General features: G+C 47.2%; 21 protein-coding genes. 1 reads left to right on the plus strand and 20 read right to left on the minus strand.

What is annotated here, in order from left to right; all coding sequences use genetic code 11:
• Positions 1-17 precede the first annotated feature (17 nt).
• The 14 genes from spoIIE to pth form a co-directional block, all read right to left on the minus strand.
• Positions 18-2,534 carry a stage II sporulation protein E gene (gene spoIIE, locus PSHG_RS24785; RefSeq protein ID WP_010279352.1) on the minus strand — a complete coding sequence of 839 codons (2,517 nt, stop codon included), beginning with the start codon at positions 2,532-2,534 and terminating at the stop codon, positions 18-20.
• A gap of 568 nt (positions 2,535-3,102) precedes the next feature.
• On the minus strand, positions 3,103-3,576 hold the full coding sequence (locus tag PSHG_RS24795) for a S1 domain-containing RNA-binding protein (RefSeq protein WP_010279355.1): 474 nt from the start codon (positions 3,574-3,576) through the stop codon (positions 3,103-3,105).
• Between the two features lie 91 nt (positions 3,577-3,667).
• Positions 3,668-3,994 carry an FtsB family cell division protein gene (locus tag PSHG_RS24800; RefSeq protein WP_010279358.1) on the minus strand — a complete coding sequence of 109 codons (327 nt, stop codon included), beginning with the start codon at positions 3,992-3,994 and terminating at the stop codon, positions 3,668-3,670.
• Positions 3,995-4,009: 15 nt separating this feature from the next.
• On the minus strand, positions 4,010-4,588 hold the full coding sequence (gene yabQ, locus PSHG_RS24805; protein ID WP_026021602.1) for a spore cortex biosynthesis protein YabQ: 579 nt from the start codon (positions 4,586-4,588) through the stop codon (positions 4,010-4,012).
• Positions 4,585-4,866, minus strand: coding sequence for a sporulation protein YabP (yabP, locus tag PSHG_RS24810; protein WP_010279362.1), 282 nt, complete (start codon positions 4,864-4,866; stop codon positions 4,585-4,587). Before yabP ends, yabQ begins: the two co-directional genes overlap by 4 nt.
• 120 nt (positions 4,867-4,986) lie before the next feature.
• The gene (locus PSHG_RS24815; RefSeq protein WP_010279366.1) at positions 4,987-5,235 is read right to left on the minus strand and encodes an RNA-binding S4 domain-containing protein; all 249 of its coding nucleotides are present in this window, start codon (positions 5,233-5,235) and stop codon (positions 4,987-4,989) included.
• Positions 5,236-5,508, minus strand: coding sequence for an HU family DNA-binding protein (locus tag PSHG_RS24820; RefSeq protein WP_010279367.1), 273 nt, complete (start codon positions 5,506-5,508; stop codon positions 5,236-5,238). It lies immediately after the preceding gene.
• Between the two features lie 82 nt (positions 5,509-5,590).
• Positions 5,591-7,084 carry a bifunctional methyltransferase/pyrophosphohydrolase YabN gene (gene yabN / locus PSHG_RS24825; RefSeq protein ID WP_010279370.1) on the minus strand — a complete coding sequence of 498 codons (1,494 nt, stop codon included), beginning with the start codon at positions 7,082-7,084 and terminating at the stop codon, positions 5,591-5,593.
• 35 nt (positions 7,085-7,119) lie between these two features.
• Entirely contained in the window at positions 7,120-8,817 is a 1,698-nt protein-coding gene (locus tag PSHG_RS24830) for a putative polysaccharide biosynthesis protein (protein ID WP_157213496.1), read from the minus strand.
• A gap of 147 nt (positions 8,818-8,964) precedes the next feature.
• On the minus strand, positions 8,965-9,507 hold the full coding sequence (spoVT, locus tag PSHG_RS24835) for a stage V sporulation protein T (RefSeq protein ID WP_010279376.1): 543 nt from the start codon (positions 9,505-9,507) through the stop codon (positions 8,965-8,967).
• A 213-nt stretch (positions 9,508-9,720) separates the two neighbouring features.
• Entirely contained in the window at positions 9,721-10,833 is a 1,113-nt protein-coding gene (locus tag PSHG_RS29020; RefSeq protein WP_010279379.1) for a peptidylprolyl isomerase, read from the minus strand.
• Positions 10,820-14,341 carry a transcription-repair coupling factor gene (gene mfd, locus PSHG_RS24845; RefSeq protein WP_010279381.1) on the minus strand — a complete coding sequence of 1,174 codons (3,522 nt, stop codon included), beginning with the start codon at positions 14,339-14,341 and terminating at the stop codon, positions 10,820-10,822. The genes PSHG_RS29020 and mfd overlap by 14 nt, the downstream gene beginning before the upstream one ends.
• 89 nt (positions 14,342-14,430) lie before the next feature.
• Positions 14,431-14,661, minus strand: coding sequence for an anti-sigma-F factor Fin family protein (locus PSHG_RS30195; protein WP_010279383.1), 231 nt, complete (start codon positions 14,659-14,661; stop codon positions 14,431-14,433).
• Positions 14,662-14,757: 96 nt separating this feature from the next.
• On the minus strand, positions 14,758-15,321 hold the full coding sequence (gene pth / locus PSHG_RS24850; RefSeq protein WP_010279387.1) for an aminoacyl-tRNA hydrolase: 564 nt from the start codon (positions 15,319-15,321) through the stop codon (positions 14,758-14,760).
• A gap of 230 nt (positions 15,322-15,551) precedes the next feature.
• Here pth and PSHG_RS24860 point away from each other — a divergent pair, with 230 nt between their 5' ends.
• Positions 15,552-15,752, plus strand: coding sequence for a hypothetical protein (locus PSHG_RS24860; protein ID WP_010279390.1), 201 nt, complete (start codon positions 15,552-15,554; stop codon positions 15,750-15,752).
• Positions 15,753-15,988: 236 nt separating this feature from the next.
• On the opposite strand, the gene PSHG_RS24865 is transcribed toward PSHG_RS24860, so the two are convergent.
• From PSHG_RS24865 to purR, 6 genes are all read right to left on the minus strand, one after another.
• Entirely contained in the window at positions 15,989-16,615 is a 627-nt protein-coding gene (locus PSHG_RS24865; protein WP_010279392.1) for a 50S ribosomal protein L25/general stress protein Ctc, read from the minus strand.
• Positions 16,616-16,718: 103 nt separating this feature from the next.
• Entirely contained in the window at positions 16,719-17,666 is a 948-nt protein-coding gene (locus PSHG_RS24870; protein ID WP_010279395.1) for a ribose-phosphate diphosphokinase, read from the minus strand.
• A 32-nt stretch (positions 17,667-17,698) separates the two neighbouring features.
• Positions 17,699-19,096, minus strand: a complete 1,398-nt coding sequence (gene glmU / locus PSHG_RS24875) for a bifunctional UDP-N-acetylglucosamine diphosphorylase/glucosamine-1-phosphate N-acetyltransferase GlmU (RefSeq protein WP_010279398.1) — start codon at positions 19,094-19,096, stop codon at positions 17,699-17,701.
• Between the two features lie 118 nt (positions 19,097-19,214).
• Positions 19,215-19,502 (minus strand): septation regulator SpoVG, encoded by a 288-nt coding sequence (gene spoVG, locus PSHG_RS24880; RefSeq protein WP_010279400.1) that lies wholly within the window; start codon positions 19,500-19,502, stop codon positions 19,215-19,217.
• 122 nt (positions 19,503-19,624) lie between these two features.
• Positions 19,625-20,011, minus strand: coding sequence for a RidA family protein (locus tag PSHG_RS24885; RefSeq protein WP_010279402.1), 387 nt, complete (start codon positions 20,009-20,011; stop codon positions 19,625-19,627).
• A gap of 11 nt (positions 20,012-20,022) precedes the next feature.
• Positions 20,023-20,844 carry a pur operon repressor gene (gene purR / locus PSHG_RS24890; RefSeq protein WP_010279403.1) on the minus strand — a complete coding sequence of 274 codons (822 nt, stop codon included), beginning with the start codon at positions 20,842-20,844 and terminating at the stop codon, positions 20,023-20,025.
• Between the last annotated feature and the right edge of the window lie 19 nt (positions 20,845-20,863).

A 20,863-nucleotide genomic window follows, 5' to 3' on the forward strand; every position in this document is an offset into this window, starting at 1 on the left:
TAGCCTCTTGACCATTCTCAGCTCACCACCTTAGGCCGTTCGATCCGGGACACGCCAGGCCAGCTAAAGGTAGCCCACTCCGGCTGGTATCTGTCTATTTTAGCTACAATAACAGTCATATCATCTTCAATATCGCCATCTTGGTATCGGACAATACGTTCCAGCAAGCAATCTGCCAATTCTTGCGGGTCTTCAACCTCCATTTCCTGCAAAATTCGTTTCATCCAGAGCTCTTTATTGACCGTATATCCAGGAGCATCGTAGATTCCATCGCTCATCATCACCAAAATATCACCCGGCTTTAAAGAAGCGCTAATTAAATCAACATCAATTTCCTGAAGAATACCTACCGGCAAATTGTTGGCCATTATTGGAATAATCTCCTTCCCTCTCTTGATGAAGCTCGGTGTGGAGCCGATTTTCATAAATGTAGTATGAGCGGTATACAAATCTATAATTGCCATATCTACGGTAGCAAAAATTTCATCGGGGGAGCGAAGCATCAACACCGAATTGACAGACTTGATCGCCAGCTTCTCATCCATACCCGACTGCAGCAGCTGCTGCAAAATATTCAGTGCTGTGCTGCTTTCCGCCCGGGCTCTTTCCCCATTGCCCATTCCATCGCTCAGGGCGACAGCAAATTTACCGCTTCCCAGCTCCACTGCGCTAAAGCTATCTCCGGATAACAGATCTCCTCCTTTGGCTGCACCGGCTATTCCTGTAGAGACCTCAAACTCTTTGGCCGAAGCGAATAGGACCGTGTAATAATCGTTACCGCTTTCATTTGGCTTCTCCCATTTCACTGCAATATTTTCCCCGATAATGTCCGTTAACAAAGGCGCTACAATTTTACGGCATTCATCGTACCCCTTTCGATATTGATGGACGACTTCAATTTCTACATTCCCCTCCTCCAGGTTTATGATCTCTATGCTATGAATGGATAAGCCCAGCTCCTCCAAGGCACTGCGGATTTGTTCCTCCTGCAGGAACAGTTCCTGTCCTTCTCTCTTGATCTCCTTGGCCAAATCCTCCATGACCTGGGAGACTCCGGTCAATTGGTCGGCGACTAGCTGGCGGCTCTCCAAAATTTGCTTCTTCCAATGCATGTTATGACGGTGAATCTGATATTCCTGCACCATCGTGTTCATCACTTTTTCGTTTTTGATGCAGGCTCGTGACCATTCCTTGGGAATGTCCTTTCTGGCGGGAACCTGATCACTGGCGATCGCGTTCATCATTTCTGTCATAAAGGCCCAGGTCCTGTCCGTATCTCTGCCCCAGCACATGTCGCGTTTGCCGCAATTCCCGCAAAATTTATTTGCAGCCAACTGAACGAACTGCTCGACCTCCCCGTCCCGGTTCATTGCATAGCCTTCGGAGGTTAACTGTTTAAAGCTACTGGAGAGCTGGCGAAACACTTCCGAGAACTGCCGTACTCTCTCCGCAGTAATATCGCGTACTCTTTTCGCATAATCATAATGTGACTTCATATTTTCCTGAGTTCCGGGAACATAAATGGCTAGCGTCTGAATTACACTTCGCGGGGTTAATAGAAATAATAGAACTGCGGCTAGTGATTCCCATGTCGATGCCATTACCGTGGACTGGCTTCCAATATAAATAGAGAGTATAGAGGAACCAATCAGCATTCCCAGAGCTACAGCCAGACGATTGCCTTCCTTCATCAAGCCTGCAAGCATTCCGGCAAAGGCTAGCAAACTCATTTGATAGATAGCATTAACATCAGCAAGACTAAGGATCAAGCCGGTAATCACACCTACCGATGCCCCGAGAGGCGCCCCGCCAACTAACGCAAATAACAGAATCAAGTAACGGGATAGCACATGTTCTACGGTCACATCGCCAATAACCCAACCTACGGTTCCTGTCATCACCGAAGCCAGCAAAATAATTAAGCAAATGATTTCCTCATTCCGGAGACTATGCTTTTTCCTCGCCATCGTAAATACCGGCACAGCCTGGACGAAAATAAGGGTAAGGATAAGAGCCAATATGGCTTCAATCCCCGTCATCATTAAGGTATACCAGCTGACATTAGCGGCTACTAAATGTGAGAACAGCTTCACTGAAAAGCTTGTAAAGGCTACCAGAAGAGGAACATAGGACAGGTCTGCCTTTTCAAATTTCTCCAAACCTTTCTGCAGCAGCAGAAACACTACCATCTGAGCGACAATGAATCCTGGCTGGCCATGGGTAGAAAGCAAGCTGCCGGCACAGAGGGCTAAACCGACCCAGTGGAGCATATCTTTACGTACATAATAGAAAACTGCAAAGTAGGCAATAGCAAAAGGTGAGAGCTCATCCAAGATCGTCGCCCTGCCGAGCAAGAAGGCAATCCCGATAAGCAGGATGGTCCAGCGCTTGACCAGCCACGCCTGCACCACGCGATTCTCCGAAAGCTTCTTATTCATTCCGCCTTCCTGTACCTGCCGAGTAAGAGCCGACCATTGACGCTTCCACCAATGGCCGTTTTGAACATTCACATTTGCTTTCGTTTCTTTCTGCATCTATGCGCACCACCTAACCCGTTTTCTTGTGCTCCTAATTATATAGAGTGCCCGGCAGGAAGTTTGTCAGAATGCGGTGCCGGATTAAAAGAAATTTCCGACAAGCAATCAGTGTTCATTCTCTTTTATCTGCGAAAAACTACAGCGCCCTCCCTATAGTTCGATTGGTTTTGGGCTACCATTCCCGGTGAGGCGACAAGAGAGTAGAGACGAATTCGTCCCTTCCTGTCGATTCAGCCAATAATTTCTAAGAAAAAAAGTTAGTGGAGGTAGAGAGCGTGTTCGGTCACCTCAAGGGCAGCCGGGTCGTTCCGGCGGTTCTTTTTACGGGGGCTGAACAAGGTTCACACCGAGCTAGGCATTGTGACTTTGGCCCCCAATCTACTGAAAATGGCAGGCATCCGCCGCGCTACCTTCCCTTCCTACAAAAACAGGCACATAAAAAGGCCTGGCGGAAAACCTTACGTTTTCCCGCTCGGCCTTTAGGGACTTATTGGACAGCCTCTTTTTGCTCAATACATACAAAACCGCAAATCAATGTCGATTTGCGGCAAGAAAAGAACTTATATTAATCGCGTCTAGCGCCTCTGCCTCCGCGTTTAGAATCCGTATTCTTCTTGAGAGACGAGATACGTTCTTCGCTATCTTTAAGGAATCGGCTCATTTTGTCCTCAAAGGACGTTTTACCCATGGGAGGTTTAAATGGGCGTCCCCCTCGATCCCCACGATTGAAGCCACCGCCACCTTCTCTTCTTTCGAATCCACCTTGGCGTGGTGGTCTAGGAGGGCGTTCAGCGGTAGGAGGTTTGTCAACCGCTTGTTTAATGGATAGACCGATCTTGCCATCTTTGTCTACATTGATCACTTTCACCAGAACCTTATCTTCCAGCTTCAGATGATCATTTACATCTTTAACATAGTTATCGGCTATCTCCGAGATGTGAACGAGGCCGGTTCCTCCCTCTGGCAGCTCAACGAATGCGCCAAAGTGAGTAATTCCCGTCACCTTTCCTTCTAACTTGGTGCCCACTTCAATTGCCATAAATGATTGAGTTCCTCCCTTAAAAAATTCAAAAAAGACTGGCTATGGAGATTATACATGATGCTTGAAAAGAGGTCAACAAGGCGTTTGCCTAGGGGGAAGGAGAACTTACGTCAAACACAATTTCCCCTTCTCGGGCGACCTGGAAATTCTTCCGGGCCTTCTCTTCCTGATACTCCGGATCGTTCAGACGAGCAAGTTCTTTTCTTGCCTCTTCATTGAGCTTACTTACTTCGGCAAGCCGGGCTTCCAGTTCTTCCAGCTTAACGGATTTCTCGTTCAAATAGTCCATTTGATCCCATACTGTTACCCCAGCCCATATCATTACACAGAAAACAGCGATCATCAACAGTCTCATTCGTCGACGAGCGCCCACTGCAGTATTGGTGTTCTTGGTTGTTTTTTTAACCTGCGCCATGGAATTGAGATCCTCCTATTTCTTTGCAAACCATTGATGAACGAGTGCACGGACGCTTTTCCAGCCATTTATCAACCATGACGGCCAACGAATTTGCCGCCATAGGAATTTAACCGGTTTTCCGAACAGATAAAATACAGGATACAGTAATTGTAGCACAATTTTGTACACGAACAAAGCAAATGCAGCCAAGAAGCTTATAAGTAATAGTAAACCCTTATACAACAAACGAATCGGCTTCACAATGAACAGATGGATGACTTTTTCCCCGAGCTCAAGCAGCCAGTTAAATACTTTAAGGACAAAGTGGATCGCTTTAACCGTACCTACCCTTAAAAACAACCAATAAAAAGTAGCTCCCGCGAACAAACCTATAAAGACAAATAACCTTAGCTGCCCTTGATTGCTTGTATACAGCATTTGAAAGACAAGCAATGTAGCCAGGACCCAATATACGAGATCCAAAATAGCGACAGCCCAGCGCGGAACCCGCAACTGCCCAGTCAGTATGCGGTAGACATCGAATAATATGCCCATTCCCGTCCCGCTGGCAAACATTACGCCCATGGTTAGAAACTGAACGTGTAGGGTCACTTGAACAGTTTACCGAATAACCCTTTGGTTTTTGTCTGGGAAGTGGAATCTAGATATTCCATGGAATGGACGAGTCCTTCAATGGCTACAAGCCCCTGTTCCAGGCTCAGGTTTTTGATATGGAGATTCTGCCCCTTAATCGCCAGGAAGCCGCATTCGGTTTCCAACAAGAACTCTTCGCTATCAAAGCTTTCTACATTCAGCACGCCTGAGATTTCCATTAACTTACGATTCAGCATTTTGACTTCTTGCCGTTTTACTTTACCTTGGTCCACCATGGCATGTACCCCTCCCTTTTATCATTACCATATGGGGGGATGTCCGAATTTAGAACCAAGGGAGGAAAAAGAGACTAAATGATGCTTAGTCTCTTTTTCTGCAAGTTGCATATGTGTGTATTAGTCCTCGCGCAGTAAGGTATACATTTGAACTGCGTCTTCCTTGCGGGTGGATTCAGTCAGCTGCTCTATTCTGACGGTCACCTGCTTTTGACCAAACTGAATCGTCAGCTCATCTCCAACCTTAACCGTGCTGCTCGCTTTAGCTTCCCGGCCATTCAGCCACACTCTTCCCTGATCTGAAACATCCTTCGCAACCGTGCGACGCTTAATCAGCCGGGAAAGCTTAAGAAACTTGTCAAGCCGCATTTATTTTACGGCTTCTTTGAGCTTATTGCCTGCCTTGAATGCAGGTACGATGGATTCAGGGATCGTAATTTCCTTACCTGTTTGCGGGTTGCGACCGGTACGGCCGGAGCGCTTGCGGGTTTCGAAAGTGCCAAAACCGATCAGCTGTACTTTCTCCCCGGCAGAAAGGGCATCCGTAATTTCGCCGAGAAAACCGTTAAGAACACTCTCTACATCCTTCTTGGACATTCCGCTTTTGCTAGCAATGTTATTTACCAAATCCGTTTTATTCATGATAAGTACCTCCTAGATTTCGTCTGAATTCTTTCCAGAGCATGAAAATACTATTCTTTGTTGAGACGGAAAATCCTTCTGCTTACTTAAGATTTTCCAAAACTTTTTTCGCTTCCTGCCAATAGTCTTCCATCTCTTGTAGATCAGTCTGGTCAATTTTTTGGCCTTTTAAACGCAGTTTCCGCTCCATATATTCAAATCTTTGGCGGAATTTGCGATTCGCTGCGCTTAATGCCTCCTCTGGGTCAATCTTTAGAAAACGCGCCAGATTAACGGCTGAAAACAACAGATCTCCCATCTCTTCACGCTGCTTTTCCTTATGCTGCTGATTTATTTCTTGTCTCAGCTCCTGCACTTCTTCCAGCAGCTTGTCCACCACCTGGTCGGCATCATCCCAATCAAAGCCAACTTTGGCAGCCTTCTTTTGCAGTTTGAACGCCATGTTAAGAGAGGGTAATGCAGGAGGGATTCCGGCCAGAACCGAAAGCTCCTCGAGGTTCTCGCCTTTGCTGCGTTTCTCCTCCTGTTTGATCGCATCCCATCTGCCCAGTGCTTCTTCAGCATTGGATGCGGCATGATCACCGAATACATGGGGGTGTCTGCGAACAAGCTTGTCGTTCAAACCTTGGATCACATCCCGCACGGTAAACATCCCGGCCTCTTCTTCCATTCGCGCATGCATAAGCACCTGCAGCAGCAAATCTCCAAGCTCTTCACACATCGCTTCCGGGTCGTTGTTATCTATTGTTTCTATCACTTCATACGTTTCTTCGATGAGATTACTGCGTATGCTGGCGTGAGTCTGTTCCTGATCCCAAGGGCAGCCGCCTGGACTCCTTAATGCGGCTACAATATCGACTGCCCGTTGAAAGCTGCGATGCCTGAGCTCCTGCTGCTGAACAGCCGGCACCCAAATAATTGAGAGATTCCCGTATCCCTCCACCCGATCGAGCTCGTATAACGGGACTTGGAGAATGACTTCTTCTCCGCGAACTCCCAGGGCATGCCCTATGTATACCGGATAATCATCAGGATACCATTCCATTAATGCCAATTTTGCATCCGAAGCGGTAAATGAATCATATACCTGGGCGATCAATGTATGCAAAGCGGGATTGATCTGCTCCATAATCAGGTCGGTTCCATCCAGCAGTTGAAACCCGTCTATAGGGTCAAACCCAAACTTAAGGAAAGCCTGATCAAGAAAGCTTTCTCCTCCCAAACAGTTGATCTCGACACCCGCTTCCCGCCCCTTCTGCTCAAGGAGCCGCGTAGTTCTCTCGGCAACAGAAGGGTGTCCCGGAACGGCATAGACAATCGGCCCATCCGCTTGTCCGGCTGCTTGGATCAGACGGGAGGCAATCTCCTCATAAACCTCATCAAAGGAATCTTTTTCCTCGTATATAGAATCAAAGGATTGAAAGAGAACTCCGTTTTCCTTCAAAAATTTAACAACGGGATGATGCTCCGTCCGCAAATAAACAATCGCTGCTTGGCGGATTAGATTCCAGCTTCCCAATGTGAGCTGATTTTCGTCGCCTGTTCCTAAACCAACTACGGTAATGGCTGCAGACATACGCTGCCCCTCCCTTCATAATACATAACCACTATTTATTTGATGAAACGGAGTTTCTTTAATAGCCTCCCGATTTTTCTCCCTGCACCGGGTACATGCTCCAATTGCTCCGCTTGCAGGTCTCGCCCTCTAAACAAAACAACAGCATATACGAGTATCCCGGTGATAACAGCTAATAGGGCAACTATTGTATAGTAGCCACGGTAGGGAAAGAAGGACCCTGCGATGGACAAAAGACCTTGGGAGAGCAGGAGTATAACAGCAACGGCCCCACACATAGCTGCTGACGCCAATAACGCTTGGGAATGAGCTTTTAAGGACCAGGCCATTCCTATTCCATGCTTGTGCAAGGCTAACAAATTAAGCCCGCACGCAGCTGCATAAGCGGCTACAGCCGCCAATGCCCCGCCGTGAATCCCCCATACGGGCACGAGGACGAGGTTCAGGCCGATTTTTACGACCGCAGCTATTAATAAATGATACATCGGCTTTCGGAGGTCCCCAATCCCCTGGAGAATCGCAGAGGAGACGATATGCACGGTGCTAAACAGCGCCACAAAAGCGAGAATGGCTATCACTTCCCAGCCTTCCCCGTTCCTGTAGAACATAATATTCAAAGGAAACGAAGTGAGAGCAAGCCCTAAAGAGGCTGCCAGGCCTAACCACCACGTGAATTGGATCGATTGCACTGAATGCTGGCGTATGGACATCCAGTCTTCACGCACGCGAGCTTGAGCTATAGCTGGAACCAAGGCTGTTGACATCGAGCCGGCAACCAGTGTAATGAGCTGAATAAGCGGCATCCCATGATGATACAGACCAAATTGATATAGCGCTGCCGACTCATTGTTACCCTCATTCATTAACAACCGGGGCAAAGTAAACGTATCTACCAAAGTAAGCAAGGGAACCACCAACGAGCCCAGGCTGATTGGCACAGCATATCGGAGAAAACGATACACAACAGATAGCATTGGCTCAGGCGCTACCGCCTTATGCTTGTCAGCGGCTTTCTTCATTGTCCTCCCGGCAAATGGGATCTCTTCCATCCGGTTCTCTGCTTTCTTGCCAGCGGCAGCGTGCTTCACCCAATAGACCAGCAAAAAAAGAAGTCCGGCCAGAGCGCCCGTTACTGAACCAAAAGTCGCGCCGGCGGCAATCCATTCATCGCCAGCTCCCCAATGCAGCAAAAGGAGCAGCAGAAGCACCATCGTGAACACCCGGACAAGCTGTTCAATAACTTGTGACAAAGCCGACGGCACCATGTTCTTGTGTCCTTGGAAATAACCCCGCAGAGCAGCCATTACGGGAACAAATAATAGCGCCGCAGCTATACTTCGAATCGCGGGTTCTGTTTGGGCTATCCCGATCCAGGACGCGATCCGGCCTGCACCAAAATAAAGAAGGATGAAAAATAAGAACCCGCTTGCAAATAATACAACGCAAGCAATACGCAGCAGTCTGCTCGCATGCCAAGTACGACCGAGCGCAAGCTCCTCGGACACAAATTTGGAGACTGCGGCAGGTATGCCTGCTGTAGCTAAAGTCAGCAGAAGAATATAAAGCGGATAAACCGCATTATAAATACCAAAGACCCCGTCCCCGGCTAAATTTTGCAAAGGAATCTTCTGCAGCGTCCCCAGCAGCTTGGAGATCGCCGCAGCAGCACCGAGTATGGCCGCTCCCTCAAGCAGCCCGCTGCCAGTTGACCGACGGATCCCTCGATTGTCCATGCGCTTTCCCGCCATTCCCTCTAAAACAGATTCCCTTATTATACCTTAAAGCGCTGCTAATTGAAAAATCAACGGAAGGCTATAAAAAAACCTCCTGTTACCAAAGAGCATCAAGCCCTGAGGACAGAAGGAGGGAAAGCAAGGTTATTATTGTTCCATTTGCTTGGCCAGAAAAGTTGCTGCGGTTTCCGCCATTTTCAATTCCATTTGGCTCATCTTGCCGGATTCTTCCCGGCTTGTCAAAATGACAGCCCCGATCGGATCCCCACCAGCAATAATTGGGGCAATTACATACGAAGAATAGTTCTCCTTCATATCTTTGCAAATTTCGTATGAGCCTGAGTTTGTTTCCAATACCGACTTGCGATTCTCCATGCAGCTTTCTACGATAGAGCCGATGGATTTCTCCAGGAAATCTTTTTTAGGCGCTCCCGACACTGCAATCAGGGTATCACGGTCTGAAATAAACACAATGTGATTGGTGCTTTCATACAATGATTCCGCATATTCTTTAGCAAAGTCACCTAATTCGCCAATTGGGGAATATTTTTTCAGAATCACTTCCCCATCACGATCCACAAAAATTTCCAACGGGTCTCCTTCACGGATTCTTAAGGTTCTGCGAATCTCTTTAGGAATGACCACCCTACCCAAATCGTCTATCCGACGTACTATTCCAGTTGCTTTCATGCTTCTTTCGATGCCTCTCTTTCTTAGATGAAATCAATTCATGTAGAGCAGAAGTGTATTTAAAGTATTGTTCCATTTCCATAATCTTATACATTTTCCGGTTCTAACTTTTTATTAACTTTACAGAAAAAAAGCACCCGCTGTTCAGCGAGTGCATAACAAATCCCAAAAAAGCTTTTTATTTACTGCCCAAGGTTAAGATACGGGGCCATTTTAGGATGCAGGCGGCTGCTCCCCTTCTCCTTCACCTTCTCCGTCCCCTTCCTCTTGAGGAGTGTTTTCTGACCCGTCCTCAGGAGTACCTTCCGGCGATTCTTCCGGAGTTGGTTCCGGTTGAGGAAGGAAGGTTTCAAAATTGTAATTACTAAGTTCTTCCGAAATAAATTGAGCAATCTTCTCGGAAGCGATCGTATCGCGAATCGGCTCTCTCACCTCATCCAGCGGCTGAGGATTGCGCGCACTTACCTTCATAATGTGGTAGCCGTGCTGAGTTTCGATCGGCTCACTTATTGTATCAATAGGCAGCTCTTGGGCAGCCTGCTTGAATTCGGGAACCCACATGCTTTGGCCAAGCACTTCATTCTCATAAGTTCCGCCATTATCCTTGGAGCCGCCATCATCTGAGTATTGCTTGGCAATCTCACCGAAGTCTGCTCCGCCGTCCAGCTTCTCTTTTACTTCATTTGCCCGCTCCAGCGCTTCTTCTTTCGTGCGCAGGTCGGAGCCATCCTGATTTTTCAAAGCAATGAGGACATGGCTAACCGTAACAACATCAAGAACATTTTGCTCGTTCAGATCATCATAGTATGCCTGGATTTCCTCGTCAGTAACTTTGCTCTCGAGGTCAGTCATAACTACGAAGCTTTTTTGGATATAACTGCGAATATCTTCTTCTGTTATCCCGAAAGTTTCCAGCTGCTCTTCAAAAGCATTCTCCCCGCCTTGTGCGGTTAGAATGGTGCGGATGTCTTCAAGCTGCTTATTTACCTCTTCATCCGCTCCTTCTTTGCTCTCTTCACCGGCCTGTCCATACATAAGCTCCAAAGCAACCATCTGCTGCAGGATATATTCCTGGAATTCCGGCAGATCTCTTACCGATGCAAATTGAGCATTAAAAAAACTAACTGTGTCAATAAATTTGTCGAACTCCGCCTTTGTAACCGAACCCCCTTCGTAGCTGGCTACCACATCACCAGGCGCAGTCTGCTCACCCGGTTCTTCTCCGCCTTCGTTCTTATTTCCGCAAGCCGCAAGCAATACCAGTACAAGCAGTAATGCAAGGCTTGATAAAAACAAGCGCGCACGACGTTGTCTATTTTGCAACATTCTGCAATTCTCCCTTCTGTTTAAAGGCTTCCTTGTATTGTACCAAAAATCGATCGACCAAAGCTATCGCTTGATCAGGTTGAAGCCCTTTGCCTTTAATCACCACTTCAATTTGAGCACCGGGATTAACTTTTAGACGCCCGTCAAAACGAGAAGCAAGCGCTACTAGCTTCTTCCCTTCCAGGACTGTATTCTGACTCTTATCCATCCTCAGGATGAAGTCGTCTCCGCGCTGAGTAATCGACTCTATTTTATACAGAGAGCCGTATACCTTGAAGCGGGCAACAGCCAGCAAGTTATCGACAGCCTGAGGCAGGTCGCCAAAGCGGTCCACCAATTCATCATAAAGCTCTGATGCATCTTCGAGTGTGGTGATATTGGCTACCTTTTTGTATATTTCTATCTTCTGTATACTGTCATAAATATAGTCGGAAGGCAAGTAAGCATCCAAATGTAAATCGAGTTTCGTATTCCACTGCTCTGCTTGTTCTACCGGTTCTCCGCCCATTTCTTTCTTTTTCTTAGCTATTTCCTCTGCCAGCATTTGAGAATACAAATCAAAGCCCACAGAGGCAATAAACCCATGCTGCTCCGCCCCGAGCAAGTTCCCCGCACCACGGATAGACAAGTCTCTCATTGCGATTTTGAAGCCTGAGCCTAATTCCGTGAATTCCTTGATCGCCTGCAGCCTTTTTTCTGCCACTTCGCTTAATACTTTATCCCTTTGATAAGTGAAATAAGCATAAGCAATCCGGTTCGAGCGGCCTACTCTTCCTCTAAGCTGATACAGCTGGGAGAGCCCCATTTTGTCGGCGTCATGGACAATAAGCGTGTTGACATTCGGGATGTCGACACCTGTCTCAATTATGCTTGTGCTAACGAGCACGTCGTATTCGCCATCGAGAAAGTCCAGAATGGTCCTTTCCAGTTCCTGCTCCGACATTTGACCATGAGCCACAGCGACTCGCGCCTCCGGTACGAGCATAGAGATTTGCTCGGCCATTTGCTGAATACCCTGGACACGGTTGTACAGATAATACACCTGTCCCTCACGCGAGAGCTCACGCTCTATCGCTTCCCGGATCAGTACCTGGCTATGCTCAACAACATAGGTTTGCACGGGAAACCGATTTTCCGGCGGGGTCTCGATGACCGATAAATCTCTAACTCCCAGCATCGACATATGAAGTGTGCGGGGAATCGGTGTAGCCGTCAGGGTTAATACGTCTACATTTGTTTTCAAGCGTTTTAACTTCTCTTTATGGGAAACGCCAAAGCGCTGCTCCTCATCAACAATCAGCAGCCCCAAATCCTTAAACTGAACGTCCGCAGATAAAATCCGGTGTGTTCCGATAACGATATCTACAGAGCCGTTTTTAATGCCTTTAATCGCTTCGTTCTGTTCTTTGCGTGACCGGAAGCGGCTGAGCACCTGAATATTGAAGGGATAATCAGAGAAACGCTCCTTGAACGTCTCGTAATGCTGCTGCGCCAAGATCGTAGTCGGCACCAGCACTGCAACCTGTTTGCCATCAATCGCTGCTTTAAATGCTGCACGAATGGCAACTTCCGTTTTACCGTAGCCCACATCCCCACATAGCAAACGGTCCATTGGATAGGCTTTCTCCATATCCTTCTTAATTTCTTCAATGGCCCGCAGCTGGTCAGGTGTTTCATCATACGGAAACAGCCCTTCAAATTCCTGCTGGTAAGGAGTATCCTTCGTAAAGGGGTAGCCAGGTGTCGATTGTCGGGCGGCATACAGCTGAATCAGTTCATCCGCTATATCCTTTACCGAGGTTCGGACTTTGCCTTTGACCCGGTTCCATTCCGTGCCCCCGAGCTTGTATACTTTAGGCTCTTTTTCTTCGGCCCCTACATATTTCTGGATAAGATCGATTTGATCGATCGGAACGGATAATTTATCGCCACCAGCATAAAGAATATGCAGATAGTCTTTATGAATTCCGTTAATCTCGAGCGTACCGATGCCCACATATTTGCCAATGCCGTGATTGACGTGAACTACATAATCCCCGACTTTAAGCTCCTGGTAATTTTTGATTCTCTCGGCATTTTCTATTTTTTTGTCGACCCTGCGCGCCTTGCGCTGCTTCTGGCTGAACATTTCCCCTTCAGTCAGCACGACCAAATGAATAGACGGCAGCTCAAAGCCGCTCTGCAAGGTGCCATTCAACAGGGTAGGCTCGTCAATCTTATAGTCATTCAGCACTCTGCGCACGCGCTCCTGCCGTTCCTCACCGTTAGCAAGCAGCATGACCCGGTAGCCGGTTTTTTTCCAACGCTCCATTTCCGATTTAAGCAAATTCATTTGTCCGTGAAAATTTTGCATGGCCCGGCTCATAAAATTCACAATATTTTGCGGTTGAGCTTGCGGCACCTGTCTCAAAAACAGTGAAATATACAGCGTGGGTAAAGCTTTGCGTTGAATCAGCTCTTCGTAAGATTTGGATAGCAGCAGTGAAGGCAGGGTTTGGCCATTCTCGAGCATGCCGGTTACCCATTCGGCCTCATCTTTTTCCAGCTGTTTGGCCGTTTCCAGCAATCGGGCAGGCTCATCCAAAACGAGAAGCGCCTGATCCCCGATATAATCCAGCAGTGTATGCTGCTCCGGGTAAAGTAGCGAGATATATTTGTATAACCCTGGAAAAAACACCCGCTCACGCAGCTTTTCAATTTCGCCGCGTATTTCTTCATCCAGCCTTTGCTTGGCTTGGCGGTCCGTCATTTTGCCTAGCTGCTCCTGAAGAAGATCATAGGCTTTTTCTGCGGCATATTGAAAGCGCTTTCCCTCGGCGATAATCTCTTTGGAAGGGGGAATCATTATTGTGTTCTTCTTATCTATAGAGCGCTGATTGACTACATCAAATGTCCGGATGGAATCGACTTCTACGTCAAACAGCTCAATTCGGTAGGGTTCCGCCGAGGGCAGAGGGAAAATATCGATAATTCCTCCGCGTACACTCATTTCTCCCTTTTTCTCAACCTGTTCTACCCGTTCATAGCCCAGCTCCGTCATTTCGGTTAAAAAGGAATGCAGATCCAATTCATCCCCAACATTGATCGTGATCTGAGACTTCGCGAATACGGTTTTCTCGGGGAGCAGTTTCCGCAGACCCGCATAAGGGGTAACCAATATTCCATGAAAACCTGACGAAAGTCGGGTTAAGACATCAATTCTTTGGGCCAAAGTTTCCGGACTGGAGACGGCTGCCTCTGCTGCAAAAAGCTCTTGCGCGGGGAGCAGCATAACCTCATCCTCATTCATAAACTCCAGCAAATCTTCCACTATTTTTTGTGCCGAAAACATATTATGAGTAACAATAATGATCGGCTGTTGTAATTCAGCGGCTAATGCGGCTAACATGACCTGGCGGGAAGATCCGGCCAGCCCGGCAATGAGCTGTTCCCTCATTCCAGAGCGGATTCCGGAAACCACCGACTGGAAGTCAGCATCCTCTGAAAAAGCTTGAATTAGCGACCGCAATGAATTCACTCCTCTCAACCATCAAAAAGAAGCCTCGGCAAAACAGCCAAGGCCGTAGTATTCTGCTTCCTTGATCCAGTACGCTTCAATTATTGCAGGGGACTGCCTAGTAAAGATAGCTCAGGATTATGCTCTAATGCTTCTGTGCAATAATCACAGGTAACCTTGACCACAACGTCTCCATTTGGGTTATAGGATATTATATCTCTGCGTTCATCGGGGGTCAAGAACTGGAACCCTAATCTTTCCTCACTGACCTGTTGAAGATCAATGCTCCCCACATGACTGCGACAGTGTCTGCATACGTAAACTACTGACATATTTATGCCTCCCGAAATCGTCCTATACCTGACAGTATGCCCTGAATGCATCTGCTTTAAGCATGGTCAAGCTAGAACGCTCGCGGGAAAACTATTTCAGCTTTTGTTAAAGGCGGCCATCGTTTGCTCGAAGGTATGCTCCAAATCGTACTTAACCGCTTTTTGAATCTGCTCCAACACTTCCGGTAATGATTGAAATTCTTCCTTGCTGAACGGTGAGAGCACGTAATCCGCTATATTATAGCCTGGAGCCGGCCTGGAGATCCCTATGCGAATCCGGTTGAAGACTTGGGTCCCGGTATGCTGGATAATCGATTTGATGCCGTTATGGCCTCCCGCGCCTCCCTGATAACGCAGCCGGAACTTTCCGAAAGGGGTATCGAGGTCGTCATATAATACGGTTATGTTCTCGAGCTCAATTTTATAATAGTCCAGAAACGCTCTCAATGATTCGCCTGATAAATTCATATACGTTTGTGGTTTAATTAACCAAACCTTCGTTCCTCTTACATTGCCTTCGCCTATTAAAGCTTTGCATTTCTTTTGAGAAACGTCTATTCCCCATTCCCTGGCAATCTGATCTATAGCCATAAAGCCCACATTATGCCTGGTTTTTGCATAAGCAGCACCAGGATTACCCAGGCCAATCAAACACTTCACCACGAACTTCACCTCTTCATTAGTTCCAGCTAATAAGCGGCTTACTGACAGCTGCCGCCTGTTCATCTAATACGGCTGCACCGTCAGCCCTGCCTGATTCGTGAAATTATCCAAAATATCATGGAACAGAAGCAGCTCTGCCGCTGTCTGTATTATTGTATAGTGATTTAAAAGGAAGATCAAATGCATCCGTCCGGACTTTTGAACGACTAAGGCCAGGTGATTGTTTTATGTATCAATTCGGTCAGCCTTTAACCAGAGACCAGCATTTTAAAGATCATTACGAGCACCAAGTTCCCGTACAAATCTATATGGGCGAGCAGCACCAGGATATTGGGTACGTGCAGTCCTATAGCAGCCGCTTTATCAAAATTAACGGCACGTTCTACAGCCGCAGCCTGTATACATTTATTTCACGCCCAGGCTACTAGTTCAAACCTTCACCTCTAATGTTGAAGCTAGGGTTAAGGCCACTGGTATAACACGCAGGGCCCCCGGAAACTAAGAAAGGGTTGCCCAGGCAAAGGAGCTGCCATAAGCCCCCCAAATAAAAGCTGAATCTAGGTCGCAGCCTGCCTTTCTGCCTTACAACAAAAAAGGGGCGTCCAGTCGTCAGTTTTCACTGACTCTCTGGACAGCCCCCGGAAACGTACAAGAGAACCTGACTTTATTCCGCAGCGTCTTCCTCTGCGGCTTCGGCAGGCGCTTCAGCCTCACCCGCCCCGTCTTCGGCCTCTTCATTCTTCTGCGGAGCAAGCAGAGTCACGACAACTTCATTCGCATCAGACAGCACTTCTACTCCATCCTGCACAGAAATATCCGCGACCGTCAGATTTCCGCCGATTTCCAGATTGGTTACATCAAGCTGCAGACTGGAAGGAATCCGATCCGGAAGACATTTGACCTCCAGTTCGTGAGCTTGAACCTGCAGAACGCCACCTTCCTTAACACCTGCGGCTTCACCCACTATCTCTATTGGTACCATGGACCTGACAGGCTCGTCCATTTGGATTTTGTGAAAATCAACATGAAGCAGCTCCCCAGAAATCGGGTCCCTCTGAACATGCTGAATCATGACAGGATGACTCTGGTTTTCGTAAGGTAGAGTAAGCTGTATAACACCGTTCGGGTTGGTCTTCAGTATTTGAAAAATATCTTTCTGATTAACCGATACGGAAACATTATCTATCGATTTGCCATAGACACTAGCGGGCACGAATCCCTCTGCTCTCATTTGTTTTTTCTGTGATTTGGTCAAATCGGGCCGATCCTTCACCTTGATTGCTGCCGACATTCCAAACACCTCCATGGATTATTAACTCTACCCGTTAATTTACCCATTTGCCAGGTGGTTGAAACCTAATTATCCAAATAACCCGTTGAGCGGAAAGCAACTATCATTCAAACAAGCTGCTGATGGATTGTTCCTCATGCACACGAATGATGGCTTCCCCCATCAATTTTGCGACCGACAACGTTCTGATTTTGGGAGAGGCCTCCCGGTTCGTTAAAGGGATCGTGTTTGTCACAACTAATTCTTTGATTGGAGATTGATCAATACGTTCCATCGCCGGGCCTGAAAGAACAGCGTGTGTTCCACAAGCATAAACCTCGCTCGCCCCATACTCCATCAAAGCATTCGCTGCGAGACTCATGGTGCCTGCCGTATCAATGATATCATCAATTAAAATCGTGGTCTTTCCTTTAATATCACCAATAATATTCATGACTTCACTGACATTCGGCTTGGGCCTGCGCTTATCTATAATGGCCAAGGGGGCGCGAAGAGAATCAGCAAGCCTTCTGGCCCGGACAACTCCGCCATGGTCCGGCGATACGACCACTACATCGGTTAAGCCTTTGTCACGATAGTACTGGCCGAGGATGGGAACCCCTAACAAATGATCAACAGGGATATCAAAAAAGCCCTGAATCTGCATGGCGTGCAAATCCATAGTGATAACGCGGTGCGCTCCGGCTGTTTCAATTAAATTAGCTACCAGCTTGGCTGTTATCGGATCACGGGAGGTTGCTTTGCGGTCCTGACGGGCATAACCGTAATAGGGGATGACGACATTAATGCTTTTTGCAGAAGCTCTCTTCAAAGCATCGGTCATGACCAAAATTTCCATCAGGTGATCGTTTACCGGGCTGCAGGTCGACTGGATCAAAAACACGTTAGAGCCGCGGACGCTCTCGTCCAGCTTGATTTGAATTTCTCCATCGCTAAATCGGACAATCTCCGCACTTCCCAATGGTACATCTATATATTCGGCAATTTCTCTAGCCAGCTCAGGATTGGAATTGCACGTAAACACTTTTAGCTTAGAATCGCAGTATGGCATATACCGACGGCCTCCTTGGCTTTAAGGTTGATTTATTTACTCTTCTTATTGGATTGGGCTTCTAATTTCTTTCTTAGCTTGTCGGCATATCCTGGCTTGGTCACCTGCCGCTCTCTGGCAATACCAACATCCCCATCTTCTATAGAGGAAGTAATCGTGGAACCTGCTACTACAAAAGCTCCCTTGCCGATTTTGAGCGGTGCGATAAGATTGACGTTACTGCCTATAAAAGCGAAATCGCCTATTTCCGTTCGATGCTTTCGGAATCCGTCGTAATTGACTGTGATAGCCCCGCAACCGATATTGACATCCTCACCAACAGAAGCATCTCCGATATAACTAAGATGGGACACTTTGGACTTGTCGCCAAGCGAAGAATTTTTAATCTCTACGAAATCCCCGACCTTGACCTCGCTGCCCAGTTTACTACCTGGCCGCAAATAGGCGTAAGGACCAATATGGGAGCGATCACCGACCTCAGCTTCGGTTAACACAGAATGCTTAACCTCTACCGCATTGCCAATTCTGCTGTCCGTAATATCAGAATTGGGGCCAATGACGCAATCCTCGCCAATATGGGTAGCACCTCTTAGAAAGCAGCCTGGCAATATGACGGTATCCCTGGCAATAGTTACATTGGCCTCGATATAAGTATTCGCCGGGTCTACAATCGTTACCCCATTAAGCATATGCGTCCGGGTTATGCGCTCGCGGAGTTCTTTCTCCGCCTGAGCAAGGTCAATCCGGTCGTTAATGACCGCTGCCTCCGCAGAATCCGGTATGCAATAGCTCTGCAGCTCTTCCCCGTTGGCCCGCAGGGCCGCTACAATCTCTGTCAAACCGCACTCCTGTAACCCTTTCTCGTGGTCCGCCTGATCCAGTGCTTTGAACAGCTTCTGATTATCAATCAATAGCGCCCCTGCATAAGCCTCGTGAATCGGATCAGGATCTGCGGCCGCCACGCCGTTCTTCACAACGCCTGTCAAGGTGCCTTTCTCATCCCGCAGAATAAGCCCGTTAGCAGGAAGCTTCCCGATCATGGCAGTTAGCAGGGTAACTCCCGCACGATGATGATTATGCAAACGAATCATTTCATGAAAAGTGCCCTCGGTAAGCAGTGGAGCATCACCGTTCACAACCAAGGTGACTCCTTCCTCTTGCTCCAGCCACACCCCTGCTTGCTTTATGGCTTGCCCCGTTCCTTCTGCCGTTTTCTGAAAAGTATAGTTCAGCCCAGAACCTGCGTACTGCTGAAGTTCTTCCGCATCGTTTCCTATTACAAGGACAGTCGATGCCGTTGTTATTCCTTTTAATGTATCCAGAATATGGCCAATTATCGGCTTGCCGCAAAGAGGATGCAGTGATTTATGTGTTTTCGACTTCATTTGTTTACCGAAATCAGCAGCTAGAATTACGCTGTAAATATTCAACGGGGATCAGCTCCCTTTACTAATTAAAAAGTTCATAACCCAATATAGCTCACTTTAGGTAAAAAGAAAAGAGAGTCGTTAACGGACACCGTTAATGACTCTCTTTCGTTAGAGAGGGTTAAGCTCCCTCTTCAATGACTTCCTCTTCTTCAATAGCCGCTCTTTCATACTCTGTCAGAACAGCCGATTGGATTTTTTCACGAGTGGAAGAAGAGATCGGATGGGCAATGTCACGAAACTCCCCATCAGGAGTTCTCTTGCTGGGCATTGCAACAAACATTCCGTTGTTGCCATCAATTACTCTGATATCATGAACGACAAATTCATTATCAATCGTAATCGATGCAATCGCCTTCATTCTTCCTTCTGTGTTGACTCGGCGGAGTCTCACATCTGTAATTTGCACTATCAGTTCACCACCTTTTATCATCAAAAAAGACTTGGTATAGAATTCCACAAATTAAAAGGAATTCCTTCTTTTTTTCGATGAAAAAATGGGGTTTTCTAAAATTATTTTCCAATTAAAAATTATTCGACACCAATCGCTACAATCAATTCAATTTCGACAAGAACATCCTTGGGAAGCCTTGCTACTTCTACAGTTGAGCGGGCCGGTTTATGGTTTTCAAAGTAGCTCGCATAGATCTCATTCACTTCGGAAAACTGACTCATATCCTTTAAATACACCGTGGCTTTAATAACGTGTTGGAAATCTGCCCCGGCTGCTTCAAGGACACCTTTGAGATTCATAAACACTTGATGGGTTTGCTCCCGGATTCCGCCAGGTACAACTTGGCCATCCAGGCCAAGTGGAATCTGCCCGGATGTAAACAAGACATTGCCGAATTGAACGGCTTGAGAATAAGGGCCAATAGCGGCCGGAGCATTTTCTGATGATATCGGAACTGGTCTCATCATATTCACCTCTACTTGTTGAAATAGTTGCCTGGGGCAGCACTCACCCGTTTAGGTCTTGATTCTGCACCTGTTACCCGAAGCAAGGAAACGTAGTTATCCACCAGTCTTTGCTGAACGTCCATGGATTCTACCAGAACCCCGACTCCTTGAACAGATGCCTTAAATTCCTGAAGCAGGTCTATCATTCCCTGCACTGTCCCTCCCGCACGCATAAAGTCATCTATGATCAGAACCTTTGAAGCCTCTTTGATTGCTCTTCTGGCTAGCGACATTCTTTGAATCTGATGGTTGGATCCGGAAACATAGTTGATGCTCACCAAGGACCCTTCACTTACCTGGCTATCCCGTCTAACGATAACCACTGGCAGCCCCAATAAGCTGGCAGTCGCGTAAGCCAAAGGAATCCCTTTGGTTTCTACTGTCATGACTACATCAATATCATGATTAGCAAATGCAGTGGCAAACAGCTTGCCTATTTCATTCATTATGGAAGGTTGCCCTAAAATATCGGACATATACAAATATTCTCCCGGAAGAATTCTTTCGGGCTGCTCAAGCATCACACAAAGCTTCTGAATCAGCTCTAGCGATGCGTCTTTTTTATATAAGGGAATAAATTTCACCCCGCCGGCGGCGCCCGCCAGCGTCAGCAGCTCACCTACCCCCTCAGATTCAAACACTTCCTTGATAATCGCCAAATCTTCACTAATGGATGACTTAGCCGACTGATAGCGTTCGGCAAAAGTAGTCAGTGGAATTAATGTATGCGGCCGATATAATAAATACTGCGTCATTTCCACCAATCTGGCACTGCGCTTCATCTTCTTCATTGCACACCTCTGGCTAATG

The organism is Paenibacillus senegalensis JC66, assembly GCF_000285515.1.
Classification (GTDB): Bacteria; Bacillota; Bacilli; order Paenibacillales; family NBRC-103111; genus Paenibacillus_L; species Paenibacillus_L senegalensis.

Excerpts from the sequence above, each read along its gene's own strand:
- PSHG_RS24870 (WP_010279395.1), bottom strand. The coding sequence starts at position 17,666 with ATGCCATACTGCGATTCTAAGCTAAAAGTGTTTACGTGCAATTCCAAT.
- PSHG_RS29020 (WP_010279379.1), bottom strand. The coding sequence starts at position 10,833 with ATGTTGCAAAATAGACAACGTCGTGCGCGCTTGTTTTTATCAAGCCTT.
- PSHG_RS24885 (WP_010279402.1), bottom strand. The coding sequence starts at position 20,011 with ATGAGACCAGTTCCGATATCATCAGAAAATGCTCCGGCCGCTATTGGC.
- PSHG_RS24795 (WP_010279355.1), bottom strand. The coding sequence starts at position 3,576 with ATGGCAATTGAAGTGGGCACCAAGTTAGAAGGAAAGGTGACGGGAATT.
- yabP (WP_010279362.1), bottom strand. The coding sequence starts at position 4,866 with ATGGTGGACCAAGGTAAAGTAAAACGGCAAGAAGTCAAAATGCTGAAT.
- spoVT (WP_010279376.1), bottom strand. The coding sequence starts at position 9,507 with ATGAAAGCAACTGGAATAGTACGTCGGATAGACGATTTGGGTAGGGTG.
- PSHG_RS30195 (WP_010279383.1), bottom strand. The coding sequence starts at position 14,661 with ATGTCAGTAGTTTACGTATGCAGACACTGTCGCAGTCATGTGGGGAGC.
- PSHG_RS24860 (WP_010279390.1), top strand. The coding sequence starts at position 15,552 with ATGTATCAATTCGGTCAGCCTTTAACCAGAGACCAGCATTTTAAAGAT.
- yabN (WP_010279370.1), bottom strand. The coding sequence starts at position 7,084 with ATGTCTGCAGCCATTACCGTAGTTGGTTTAGGAACAGGCGACGAAAAT.
- purR (WP_010279403.1), bottom strand. The coding sequence starts at position 20,844 with ATGAAGAAGATGAAGCGCAGTGCCAGATTGGTGGAAATGACGCAGTAT.
- PSHG_RS24865 (WP_010279392.1), bottom strand. The coding sequence starts at position 16,615 with ATGTCGGCAGCAATCAAGGTGAAGGATCGGCCCGATTTGACCAAATCA.
- PSHG_RS24800 (WP_010279358.1), bottom strand. The coding sequence starts at position 3,994 with ATGGCGCAGGTTAAAAAAACAACCAAGAACACCAATACTGCAGTGGGC.
- PSHG_RS24820 (WP_010279367.1), bottom strand. The coding sequence starts at position 5,508 with ATGAATAAAACGGATTTGGTAAATAACATTGCTAGCAAAAGCGGAATG.
- spoIIE (WP_010279352.1), bottom strand. The coding sequence starts at position 2,534 with ATGCAGAAAGAAACGAAAGCAAATGTGAATGTTCAAAACGGCCATTGG.
- PSHG_RS24815 (WP_010279366.1), bottom strand. The coding sequence starts at position 5,235 with ATGCGGCTTGACAAGTTTCTTAAGCTTTCCCGGCTGATTAAGCGTCGC.
- PSHG_RS24830 (WP_157213496.1), bottom strand. The coding sequence starts at position 8,817 with ATGGACAATCGAGGGATCCGTCGGTCAACTGGCAGCGGGCTGCTTGAG.